The 12,579-nt window shown below is 63.8% G+C and carries 7 protein-coding genes and 1 pseudogene; all 8 read right to left on the reverse strand.

What is annotated here, in order from left to right; translation table 11 throughout:
• Positions 1-4 precede the first annotated feature (4 nt).
• On the reverse strand, positions 5-1,072 hold the full coding sequence (locus tag GMET_RS12940; RefSeq protein WP_004513457.1) for an NADH:flavin oxidoreductase/NADH oxidase: 1,068 nt from the start codon (positions 1,070-1,072) through the stop codon (positions 5-7).
• An 83-nt stretch (positions 1,073-1,155) separates the two neighbouring features.
• Positions 1,156-1,515, reverse strand: a complete 360-nt coding sequence (locus GMET_RS12945) for a DUF2784 domain-containing protein (RefSeq protein WP_004513456.1) — start codon at positions 1,513-1,515, stop codon at positions 1,156-1,158.
• A gap of 22 nt (positions 1,516-1,537) precedes the next feature.
• A complete protein-coding gene (locus tag GMET_RS12950) occupies positions 1,538-1,912 on the reverse strand; it encodes a hypothetical protein (RefSeq protein ID WP_004513455.1) in 375 nt (124 codons plus the stop codon).
• Between the two features lie 74 nt (positions 1,913-1,986).
• Positions 1,987-7,665, reverse strand: coding sequence for an excinuclease ABC subunit UvrA (gene uvrA, locus GMET_RS19250; RefSeq protein ID WP_011366071.1), 5,679 nt, complete (start codon positions 7,663-7,665; stop codon positions 1,987-1,989).
• 81 nt (positions 7,666-7,746) lie between these two features.
• Positions 7,747-8,643: a mechanosensitive ion channel family protein gene (locus GMET_RS12960; RefSeq protein WP_004513452.1), complete on the reverse strand. Its 897-nt coding sequence runs from the start codon at positions 8,641-8,643 to the stop codon at positions 7,747-7,749.
• Positions 8,644-8,799: 156 nt separating this feature from the next.
• Positions 8,800-9,045 (reverse strand): annotated as a pseudogene (locus tag GMET_RS12965) (hypothetical protein); the annotation flags it as partial.
• Between the two features lie 45 nt (positions 9,046-9,090).
• The gene (locus tag GMET_RS12970; protein ID WP_004513451.1) at positions 9,091-11,295 is read right to left on the reverse strand and encodes a multicopper oxidase family protein; all 2,205 of its coding nucleotides are present in this window, start codon (positions 11,293-11,295) and stop codon (positions 9,091-9,093) included.
• 51 nt (positions 11,296-11,346) lie between these two features.
• On the reverse strand, positions 11,347-12,264 hold the full coding sequence (locus tag GMET_RS12975; protein WP_004513450.1) for a PEP-CTERM sorting domain-containing protein: 918 nt from the start codon (positions 12,262-12,264) through the stop codon (positions 11,347-11,349).
• Between the last annotated feature and the right edge of the window lie 315 nt (positions 12,265-12,579).

Here is a 12,579-nt window from a genome sequence, read left to right on the forward strand (position 1 = left end):
GCTATCAGGGGAGTTTCGCCCGCTCATACTGGGGAGGCCACGGAACGTTGACCCCGAGGGAACGGGCGGCGTGGAGGGGCCAGTAGGGATCCCTGAGCATCTCCCGGGCCAGGAGTACCGCGTCGGCGAGCCCCGTGGCCACGATCTGCTCCGCCTGGGCCGGGTCGGTAATGAAACCGACGGTCCCCGTGGGGATTCCGGCCTCGCGCCGGATGGCAGTGGCAAAGGGGGTCTGGTACCCCGATCCGAAGGGGATGACCGCGTCGGGAGTGAGGAAGCCGGCCGAGCAGTCGACGAGGTCGACGCCAGCCTCCCTCAGCTTTCGGGCAAGGACCACCGATTGATCCAGGTCCCATCCACCCTCGACCCAGTCGGTGGCGGATATCCGGACAAAGAGGGGGAGATCGGCGGGCCACACCTCCCGCACCGCCCGGGTCACCCGAAGGGGGAGACGGATCCGGTTCTCCAGGCTGCCGCCGAAGTCGTCCGTCCGTCGGTTCGAGAGGGGGGAGAGGAACTCGTGGAGAAGATAGCCGTGGGCCATGTGAATTTCCACCACCTGGAAACCGGCGGCCAACGCCCGTTGGGCCCCATCCCGGAACTGGCTGACCACATCGTCCATCTCCTCCACCGTCAGCTCCCGGGGAACGGGATAATCGGCCGCGAAGGGGCGGGGGCTCGGCGCCACCGGCTGCCACCCCCGGGCCTCTGGCCCCAAGGGGAGCCCGCCGCGCCAGGGGAGATCGGTGGAGGCCTTGCGGCCCGCATGGGCCAGTTGGATTCCGGGAACCGCCCCCTGCTCGGCGATGAAGCGGGTGATAGGGGCGAACCCCTCCCCATGCCGGTCGTCCCAGATGCCGCTGTCGTCGGGGCTGATGCGCCCCTCGGGACTCACCGCCGTCGCCTCCACCATCACGAGACCCGCTCCCCCCACGGCCCGGCTCCCCAAGTGGACCAGATGCCAGTCGGTAGGCATCCCGTCAAGGCTCGAATACTGGCACATGGGGGAGACGAAGATGCGGTTGCGGAAGGTGACCGACCGCAGGGTAAAGGGAGTGAAAAGGGCACTCATGGGGATCTCCTCCGTTCGTGGTGTTCAGGAAGAGTGTATCAGACGGAAGGGGGGAGTAAAGGAATGGAAGACGGGACAGACGGCTAGCGACGGCGACGGTGGAGCACTCCGTAGACCGCCAGGTTCAGGGCCGCCACCAGAAGCCCCACGGCTATCTGCCACCCCCGCGTGAGCCCAGGCGGGTAGATGAGCGGGACTATATAGTGCTCGATGAAGCTCTCCGTGTAGCCCGTCTCCCCGGCCAGGCGCCGGAAGCGGACCTCCAGGTAGGTCAGGGGGCAGACCTTGCCGCTCAGCTCGATCATGGCTCCCCATATGGCCGCCGGAACATGGAGCCATGCCAGCCGCGGCCACCGGAGCACCACAAGCCCGCCCAGCACCACGAAGAGCACGAACAGGCCGTGGACGAGCACCACCGCATCGGCAAGGAGCGAATACCCCATCACGCCTCCGGCACGCTCCCGGCTACTCCAGCACCTTCACCTCTTCCACGAAGTATTCCGTTTCCGCGAAGATCGTCGAGGGAACCCACTTGTGCTGCCCGTAGTGGAGAACGACCTTTTTCCCTACGGCAGCATTGATCTGTTGGGCGATGGCGTCATCCCTCACGCTGAACGCGAACTTCTCCGGGATTGCGCCGGGCACTGGAAGCATCTGCAGCTCACCCTCCCAGGTCTTGAACACCCATCCCTTTTTCGAGAACTTCTGCACGTATCCGGCGCGCTCCCCCGTGGAATAGGTCCAGGTGAGAGAAAACCATGTGTATCCGGCAATCGCCACCAGCACCAGCACCACTATTCCGGCTATCCCGCCGAATACTTTACCCTTTGTGATTGGCATACCATTCCCCCTTTTATCAAATTCTAATTTCGAAACAACCTACAACACCCCTCCCCTTCACTTCAAGGGAGAAATCACTCTCGTGTCCGCTTTACTTCCCCTTCCGATCCCCGCTCCCGCAGGAACTCCCCAAGTATCCGCCCCGTGTGGGAAACGCCGCCCATACGGGCCACCTCCTCCGGCGTTCCCTGGGCAACAACCATCCCGCCGCCGTCCCCCCCCTCGGGCCCCAGGTCCATGAGCCAGTCGGCCTCGGCGATGACGTCCAGGTTGTGCTCGATGACGACCACCGAATTCCCCGCCGCCACCAGCCGGTGGAGGACCCGGACCAGTTTCTCCACGTCGGCCATGTGGAGGCCGATGGTGGGCTCGTCCAGGATATAGAGGGAGTGGGGTGCGTTTCGCGGCACCCGGAGCGCGTCCTTCACCGGCTTCGCCTTGGCCAGCTCGGTGACGAGCTTGATCCGCTGGGCCTCGCCTCCGGAAAGGGTGGGGCTCTGCTGCCCCAGGGTCAGATACCCCAGTCCCACGTCCTGCAGCAGCTGAAGCGGGTGGAGGATGGCCCGGTGGGCGGCGAAGAACCCGACCGCCTCGTCCACGCTCATGGCCAGGAGGTCGCCGATGGATTTCCCCCGGTGGCGGACCATGAGGGTCTCGGCGTTGAAGCGCAAGCCCCCGCAGACCTCGCACGCCACCTTCACGTCGGGGAGGAAGCTCATCTCAATGGTCTTCACCCCCTGCCCCTCGCACTCGTCGCACCGCCCCCCCTTCACGTTGAAGGAGAAGCGGGAGGGGCCGTACCCCCGGAGCCGCGCCTCGGTGGTGCCGGCGTAGAGTTTCCGGATGGCGTCCCAGAACCCCACGTAGGTGGCGGGGCACGACCGGGGGGTCTTGCCGATGGGGGTCTGGTCCACCTCCAGGACGCGAGTGAGCTGCTCCCACCCTGTGATTTCCCGACACCCGGCCACGGTATGGGCTCCCTTGCCGTGGGCCAGGAGCCCCTGGATGGAGGAGTGGAGGACGTTGCGCACCAGGGTGCTCTTGCCGCTCCCCGAGACGCCGGTGACGCAGACGAGCCGCCGGAGCGGGAAGGCGACGTCGACCCCTTGCAGGTTGTGGAGGATGGCCCCCAACACCTGGATACTCGGCTCCTCCGGTGTCGGTGCGGGACGCCGCTCCACGAGGGGATGACGCAGGGGCTCCGCCAGGTAGCGGCCGGTGAGGGAGTCCGGGGCCGCCATCACCTGTTCCAGGGTTCCCTCGGCCACCACCAGACCGCCGTTGACGCCGGCGCCGGGGCCCAGGTCGATGACGTGCTCAGCCCGGCGGATGGTCTCCTCGTCATGCTCCACCACCACGATGGTGTTCCCCTTCCCCTCCAGCTTCCGCAGGGTGTCCAGGAGCATCCGGTTGTCCCGGGGGTGAAGGCCGATGGTGGGCTCATCGAGGATGTAGCAGACCCCCCGCAGGTTCGAGCCCAGCTGGGCTGCGAGCCTGATCCGCTGGGCCTCGCCACCGGAGAGGGTGGGTGCCGCCCGGTCCAGGGCGAGGTAGCCGAGCCCCACCTCGCCCAGGAAGGCGAGCCGCGTCGTGATCTCGGCCACGATATCCCGGGCGATGGCCGCCTCCCGCCCCTCCAGCCCCAGGTCGCGCACAAAGAAAGCCGCCTGGGTCACGGTAAGGGCCGTCAACTCGGCGATGTTCCGGTCCCGGAAGCGGACCGCCAGGGCCTCGGGGTTGAGGCGGGCGCCGTGGCAGGCGGAGCAGGTCCGCTCCTCACCCTCGAACCACTCGTTCCACCAGATCTCCTCGCCGGACTGCTCCGCGTCGAAGCCGGGGATCTCCAGCCCCGTGCCGAAGCAGCGGGGGCACCAGCCATGGCGGGAGTTGTAGGAGAAGAGCCGCGGGTCGGGCTCAGGAAAACTCTGGCCGCAGGAGGTGCAGGCGCGGAGCGTCGAGTAGAGCTGTTCCTCCCCCCCCGCCACCGCCACCCGCACCACCCCCTTGCCGAAGGCGAGGGCCCGGTCCAGCAGCTCCCGCAGCGCCCCCTCCCCTTTCGCCGCCACCGTGATCTCCCCCACGGGAAGGTCGATGTCATGTTCCCGGAAGCGGTCGAGCCGCGGCCACGGTTCCACGGGGGTCATGACGCCATCCACCCGGAGGCTTGTAAACCCTTTCCCGGCGGCCCACTTGGCCAAGTCGGTGTAGTACCCCTTACGGGCCGTGACCAGCGGCGCCAGGAGCGCCACCCGCTTCCCCCGGAAATCACGCAGGAGCCGGGCCACGATGGCATCCGGGGTCTGGGGGGTGATGGGGATGCTGCAGTCGGGGCAGTGCTGCACCCCGAGCTTCACGAAGAGGAGCCGGAGGAAGTGGTAGATCTCCGTCAGGGTCGCCACGGTGCTCTTGCGCCCCCCCCGGCTTGTCCGCTGCTCGATGGCCACCGTGGGGGGGATGCCGAGGACCGCGTCCACGTCGGGACGGGCCGCCGGCTGGACGAACTGGCGGGCGTAGGCGTTGAGGGATTCCAGGTAGCGCCGCTGCCCCTCGGCGAAGAGGATGTCGAAGGCGACGGTGGACTTGCCGCTCCCCGAGATGCCGGTGATGACCGTGAAGCGGTCCCGGGGGACGGCGATGGTGACGTTCTTCAGGTTGTGCTCCCGGGCGTGGACGATACGGATGGAGCGGTCCGGCACCACGGCGGGGGGCGCCTCTGCCACGGTCCGGGTCGACTCCCTCACCAGGGCGGCCAGTTCCTCCCCGTACTCCCGCAGGGCCCGACCGGTGTGGCTCTCATCGCACACCATCACCTCGTCCGGGGTGCCGGCGCAGACCAGCCGCCCGCCGCCGTCGCCCCCCTCGGGTCCCAGGTCCAGGAGCCAGTCGGCGGCGGCGATGACATCCAGGTTGTGCTCGATCACCACCAGGGAGTCGCCGGCCTCAAGGAGCCGTCGGAAGGCGGCCAGCAACCGGGCGATGTCCTCGAAGTGGAGGCCGGTGGTGGGCTCGTCGAAGAGGAAGAGGTTCCCTGACTCCACCCGCTTCCGACCTCCCACTTGGGCCAGGTGCCCGGCCAGCTTCAGGCGTTGGGCCTCGCCGCCGGAAAGGGTCGGCACCGGCTGGCCGAGGCGGAGATACCCGAGGCCGACGGCCTCCAGGGGTTCGAGACCCCGGAGCACCTCCCGGTGACCGGCAAAGAAAGACACCGCCTCGGTCACGGTCATCTCCAGCACATCAGCGATGGAGACGGGGCGCCCGTCCCCGGCCGGCACGAGTCGCACCTCCAGCACCTCGGGGCGGTAGCGGCGGCCGTCGCAGTCGGGACAGCGCAGGTAGACGTCGGAGAGGAACTGCATCTCCACATGCTCGAAGCCGTTGCCGCCGCAGGCGGGGCAACGCCCGGTGCCAGCGTTGAAGCTGAAGGTGCCGGTGGTGTACCCTCGCTCCTTGGCCAGGGGCTCGGCGGCGAAGAGCTTGCGGATGGCGTCGAAGGCCCCCACGTAGCTGGCCGGGTTGGAGCGGGTCGTCTTGCCGATGGGGGACTGGTCCACCAGCACCACGTCGCCGATCAGCTCCGCCCCGTTAATGGCGGCGTGGGCCCCCGGCAGTTCCGTCGGCTTTCCTTTCAGCTTCAGGAGCCCCCGGTGGAGCACATCCTGGACCAGGGTCGACTTGCCCGAGCCGGAAACGCCGGTGATGCAGACGAGGCGATTGAGGGGGACGCGGACGTCGATCCCCGTGAGGTTGTGGGCGGCGGCGCCGAGGATTTCCACGTATCCGACATTCTCCCTCTCCTCTGCCCTCACCCCAACCCTCTCCCGGAGGGAGAGGGGGTTTCCATAACCCTCGCCCTCCGGGAGAGGGTGGCCGAAGGCCAGGTGAGGGGCGATCCGCCGCCGCCCCGCCAGATACTCCCCCGTCAACGACCGCTTCTCCCCCAGAATCGCCCCCGGCGTCCCGAAGAAGACCACCTCCCCTCCCCGCTCCCCCGGCCCCGGGCCCATGTCCAACAGCCGGTCGGCGGCGAGCATCACCTGGGGGTCGTGCTCCACCACCAGCAGCGTGTTCCCGGCGTCCCGCAGCTGCCGCAAGACTCCGATCACCCGCCCCATGTCCCGGGGGTGGAGGCCGATGGAGGGCTCGTCCAGCACGAAGAGGGTGTTGACGAGGGAGGTCCCCAAGGCCGTGGTCAGGTTGATCCGCTGCACCTCGCCGCCGGAGAGGGTCCGGGACTGGCGGTCCAGGGTCAGGTAGCCGAGCCCCACCGTCCCCAGGTAGCCGAGGCGGGCGCGGATCTCCCGCAGGAGCAGCTCCGCCGCCTCGTCCAGGGGGGGCGGCAGCGCCAGGGCGCCGAAGAACTCCGCGCAGCGGTCCAGGGGGAGGAGCATGACATCGTGGATGGTGAGGCCGGGCAGATTACGCAGAATCTCATCGGACAGCTCCATCCCCTCGGGGCGAAAGCGGAGTTCCGGGGAAAGCACCTTGTCGGCCTCCTCTCTGGTCCCGAGTCGCCAGAGGAGCGCATCGGGGCTCAGCCGCGCCCCCCGGCAGGCGGGACAGAGGGTGTAGGCGCGGTATTTGGAGAGGAGTACCCGGATATGCATCTTGTAGCTCTTGGTTTCGAGCCAGTCGAAGAAGCGCCGCACCCCGTACCAGAGCCCCTCATCCCACGAGCCCTCCCCCTCAAGCACCCAGTGGCGCTGTTCCTCCGTCAGCTCACGCCACGGCACATTGACGGGGACGCCCCGCTTGGCGGCGAAGGTCATCATGTCGTCCTGGCATTCCCGGTAGCTCTCGGTCTGCCACGGCTTCACCGCGCCGCCGGCCAGGGTCCTAGACTCGTCAGGGATCACCAGGCCGTGGTCGATGCCGATCACCCGGCCGAACCCCCGGCAGGTGGCGCAGGCCCCCACCGGCGAGTTGAAGGAGAAAAGGTGGGGCGCCGGATCGTGGTACGAGATGTCGCAGTCAGGGCAGTGGAGATCACTAGAGAACCGCCGCGGCTCCCCCGGTGTACCGTCGCCGCCCAAGGGGTAAACGAGCACCCTCCCGTGGCCGACCCGCAGCGCCGCCTCCATACCCTCCACCAGCCGCGAGCGGTTCTCCGGGGCCAGGCGCGTCCGATCCTGGATCACCTCCAGGATGCCGTCCTCCTCCCGGTGGATGCGGGTGTACCCCTGGCCGGCCAGGAACCCCTTCACCTCGTCGGCGGAGAAGTTGGCCGGCACCGGTACCGGGAAGGTGACGAGGACAGAGGGGGAGAGGGAGAGATCGTTACCCTCGCCCTTGGGGAGAGGGTGGCCGGAGGCCGGGTGAGGGTTTCGCGCCAGCAGCTCATCAACAATGCTCTCCGGCGTGTCGCGCCGCACCGGCCGGCCGCAGCCGCGGCAGAAGAGCCGCGCCCCCCGGGCGAAGAGGAGCTTCAGGTGGTCGTTCAGCTCCGTCATGGTCCCCACGGTGGAGCGGGAGGTGCGGACCGGGTTGGTTTGGTCAATGGCGATGGCCGGGGGGATCCCGTCGATCCGGTCCACCGCCGGGCGGTCCATCCGGTCCAGGAACTGGCGGGCGTAGGGGGAGAAGGTCTCCACGTAGCGGCGCTGCCCCTCGGCATAGACCGTGTCGAAGGCCAGGGACGACTTCCCCGACCCGGAGACGCCGGTGACGACGATCAGTTCGCCGAGGGGAAGGTCGAGATCGAGATTTTTGAGGTTGTTCTGGCGGGCGTTGCGGATGGAAATCGATTCGTGGCTCATGGGGAGAGAGTATAGCAGGCAAAACGTGCACCTGCCACGTTATCGGCCACGCTCAGCGTCCTCACGTAACAGCAGGCGCCCTCACGAACTGCCGTTGCCGTCAAACGGTTCCGCCTGACGCGCCTCACGCAGGATACGGACATCACGGCGAGGAAAGGGTATCTCGATTCCATGTTCGACAAAGGCGCGGTAAACGGCATAGTTGAGGTTGCTCGTCAGGAGACCTCGCCGGTGAATGAGGGTGGTGCTCCAGACCCTGAGCTCGAAGTTGAGGCCATTGTCGCCGAACTCCATGAGCCGAACCCCGGGAGCCGGCTTTTCCAGCACATCCGGGTTTGCAGCCGCAACATCCAGCAGCAGCCGCTCCACCTGCTGGACATCGCTTTCGTAGGCGACGCTGACCGGTATCCGGAATCGGACCTTCCGCTCGTTGTGGCTCCAGTTCACCACATTCTCGGTGATGAACTTCGAGTTGGGGACAATGATCGTAATGTTGTCGTTGGTCACCACCGTGGTGCTTCTGCCGCCGATATGCACCACGTCACCCTCCACGTTGCCCACCACGATCCGATCCCCCACCTTGATGGGGCGCTCAAAGAGGATGAGGATGCCACAAACGAGATTGTTGACGATGTTCTGGAGGCCGAAACCGACACCGATTCCCACGGCGCCGGCCAAGACGTTAAGGGTGGTGAGGTCGATGCCGGCGGTCTGGAGAATGATGATGAAACCGATGGCAATGATGGTGTAACGGATAATGGAGCCGGTGGCCTGGCGAGCCCCCAGCTCCATCCTCGTCCGGGTGAGGAACTGATCCACGATCCAGCCCCGGAGTTTTCCCGAGAGGTAGAAGAGGAGCCCCACCAGCACCACGAGCTGGATAATGGTCCAGAGGGTCACCGGCGCACTGCCCAGCTTCACGAGGGGGACTTCGAGGAATTGCTTGATCTGAATCAGGATGTCGCGAACGGTTTCCATCAAGCCTCCTTGCTATAAAGGCCAGAACCGGGGGATTAAGAACGTTGTCAACGCCCACGGAGATTCACCCAGACAAGTGCGACACTAACCCCGGTCGAGCTAGAAAGGCTTTCTCCAATTCTAGATGAGGGTTGAAATTGTGCAACTTCAGGAGCACGGCACTGAGGGAACTGAACTGGGGTGCGGACAGGCCATCCGCTCCAGGAACTGGCGGGCGTAGGGAGAGAAGGTCTCCACGTAGCGGCGCTGCCCCTCGGCATAGACCGTGTCGAAGGCCAGGGACGACTTCCCCGAGCCGGAGACACCGGTGACGACGATCAGTTCACCAAGGGGAAGGTCGAGATCGAGATTCCCGTGATCCCAAACAGAAGCCCCGCAAAACGTCGCGGGGCTTCTCCTCACCCGGCGCTAACGCACCGGGTTGCTGTCGTCGCCTGGAGGCTCATTCTAGATGACCACCAGCGGCCTCATCATGTCGTGCTCCTCATGATCGAGGATATGGCAATGCCACACGTACTCTTTCCCGCTTATCCCCAAGTTCGGGTTCAGGCTGTTCGGGACGGTGAACGGGACCGTCGGGAATTTAAACCTCATAATCACCGTCGTGACCTCGCCGGGGTTCATCCGGATCGTTTCCTTGAATCCCGTTTCGTTCGGGTCGGGACCGCGGGCCGGGCCGATATACGTGGGAGTCCCGTTATAGTGCACCACGTCAAAGGGCTGCCGCCCGAGGAGCTGGGCGTTCACCAGGTGGAAGTGAATCGGATGGGTGTCGCCGGTCAGGTTGGCTATCTGCCATATCTCCACCTTCTCCCCATTCACAAGATTGACAACCTCCGTCGCATTGTCCATGTAGCCCAAGCCAAAGGCGTTGGCAGTGGGGACGTTCGTCCCGAGGAGTTGGAGGAGACGGCCGTAGCTGTCGAAAACCTCGTTCAGGGTGAGCGGTCTGACAGGAACTCCCGGAGGGAGCTGCAGCGCACCACCGATGATCGGAGCTCCTCCGGGGAGCGGAAGGGGATCGTTTCCGGCCGACAGATCGGTGGCCGTATTGATCGAAACAGCCGCGACGCTGCTGGTCGCCGCCTTCACTTTGAATCGCATGAGGACGCGGGTATTGGGGCCGAAACCGTTCTTGGTCAGGGCGTTGGCCGGGTTGCCTGCGGTGTTCCACTGCGGGAAGTAGTCGTTGCGCGGATCTCCCAAGGGGAACGGCGCCGGCGCATCGGAGTAAAGGATAACATTTTTCCCGATGTAATTTTTGAAGTCGACGATGAGATCGACCCGCTCCGCCGGCCCCATGAGGATGCTCCCGGTGGGGGCGCCGGTCACCGGATCGAAGCCGAACGGCACATTGGTCGGGACGAGCACCGGAGTTGGCAGGAAGCCCCCCTCGGTGCCGAGCTGGAGGACGGCCGGCTGGTTCTGTGTGCCGTCCACAAATGCGGCACTTGGCGGGGGATTGCCGGTAACGGGATTCAAGGTAACACCATTCAGGCTGCCGTCGTCCACATAGAGCTGCAGGTTCATGAACCGGGCATTGCAGACGTTGAGAATCCGCAGACGGTAGGGACGCGCCTCCACTGTGGCCTCTGGGAATACCGTACCGTTGACCAGCATGGTATCTCCGAACATCTCGGGAACGGCTGAGGGGGCAGGCATCCGCAGGGGGCTGTAAACCTTGTGCCAGCGGTTCTTCTCGTAAATATGGGGGTACCAGAGGCTTCCCGGCGTTCTCGGCCCCGGCCACGTCGGGTCATAGAGGCCAATATTCGAACCGACGAAGATCTTGTCCTGAATGACGAGGGGGATTTCGAATCCCCCGTTTTCGATATAATCGGGAAGTCCCAGGTTCCTCAGGTTCCCCTCGAAGGTATCCCGAATGAGGTAGACGGAGGCAAGTCCTGCGTACGCGTTGAGACGCGTGCAGTCGTGGGTGTGGTCGTGATACCACATCATCCGGGCGCTCTGCTGGTTGGGGTAGTAATACTCGGCCTGCCCCGGATCCAGGTTAGAGTTCAACACCTGCTGAAACAGGTTCGGATTCACTCCGTCGGAAACACTCGGGCCGTAAACGCCATTGGGGTTAGCGATGGTCGGGGGGCCAAAATAGGCCATGGGTCCGCCATCGCTGATCCACGGGACAAATCCGCCATGGAGGTGCACGGAAGCGTCATTTACATGTTGCGCCGCATCGGGAAAATTGGCGCTCTTGTCCACAGGCAGGATATGCTTGTTCGGAAGATTGTTGGTGAACGTGAGCTGGATCGGCACCCCCTTATTTGCCACAATGATTCCACCCAGGTGCTTCTGGGCCGGAACCCCCGTAACGCCCAAGGCATTCTGTGGATTGTACCCCCAGAGGGTCGTCGGACCAAGAGCGGGGTGCAACTGATCGGTGAACTGCCCGATATTGAAAGTGTAATGGGCAGCCCCCCCTATACCTGCCGACCCATCCGGAGTCGCCAGCGGGATGCCGGCCGGGCCAACGCCCCGCAGCTTGGTTTTAAAGAGTCCGAGTTGGTTGGCCGGCGTCTGGTAGAAAGCAAAGACATCACGCCGCCCGAGCCACTTCATCGGCAGCGGTAGCATGGTAGCGCCTGCCGCAAATCCGCTTATCTGCAGGAATTTCCTTCTGCTGATCTTGTTCATATGGTCCGTCCTTTCTGTTAGCTGCAAGCCCAGACAAGTCCATTCAACGGTCTAAAAGGAGATTCCAGTTATTCTTTTTCTGAACAGGAACACTCCCAGGAGACCGGAACCGACAAGCATGATGGTCCCCGGCTCAGGTACGGAATTCACTGCGGTATCGGTGTTCGCCCGGGCAAGGAAATAGTAAGATGAGCCTCCATTCACCGTAAGGGGATCCGAGGTAAACAGATTCAATATATCCATGCCATTGAGCGGATCTGCCATGTCAAGGAGGGACATGGAAAAGAGAGGGGAATCAAAAGTAACCAGCGGGTTGAGCACGTAATTGAGTATCGATCCAGTAAATGTTCCCATCTCAAAATGTACTTGCGTCATGCCGTTTGTGGTAAAAGGCGGCTCTCCGAACGGGCTAACGCCCAGAGTGAAGGTGTAAATGTAATTCGCACTGGCCGTCAAGGCACCGGTTCCGGTTCCATTGACGTTCAAGAACTGGAGATACTGGGCTGAGTCCATGGCGCGCACACTGTGCCCCCCCAACGATCCGGCCATGGTCGATCCGATAACGGTAAATATCGAATTCAACGGGTCGGCCAGAGGGTCGGGATTCCCGATCAAAGGCGTCAACTCCGTGGCTGAGTTGACACGTGCAAAGCGGTTACTTGTCGAGTAAACGGGAACCGATGAGCCTATGGACCCGTCAATTGCTCCGTTGAAGCTGCCGGTGTTGGATGCGGCTCCCGAAGCCACCAACGCACCCGTGTTGTCATAAATTCGGCCCGACACATTGCTCTCAAAGTCCCCATACGTAATGCTCAATGGGGCATTTGGAGCGTTGGTCGGCAACGAAAAAGAAATCGTGTCGATGCTGTTTTCGGTCATGAGCGTGACACCCCACGACACCGACGCCTGCGCCAGCAGCGCCAACCCGCAAAATAAACCAGTTACCGCCTGCATCATGTGTTCTTTCATGACTAACCTCCCATTGTTAAGTACCGACGAAACTCGACCGCCTGTCTTTATTGGGTACTGTTATTCCCCACTTCCAATGGTAACTTGGCATGTCAAGGGTAATAATTTCACAACAACTAAACCATGATCTCCAGATTTATCTTTGCAGATTTTGCTTTTTCCCAGCAAATAATTGCTCTCTGTTAAATAAATGAAGAATGATTCAGCCGCCAGATTCAAAGCAATCATCTATCCTCGTGGTATTTTCCTACAGGTGATGAACTGACAATCGATCTCATGATGCATTAACGGACCGGCAGTCCACTCGGTTCGCGC

This window comes from Geobacter metallireducens GS-15, assembly GCF_000012925.1.
Taxonomy (GTDB): domain Bacteria; phylum Desulfobacterota; class Desulfuromonadia; order Geobacterales; family Geobacteraceae; genus Geobacter; species Geobacter metallireducens.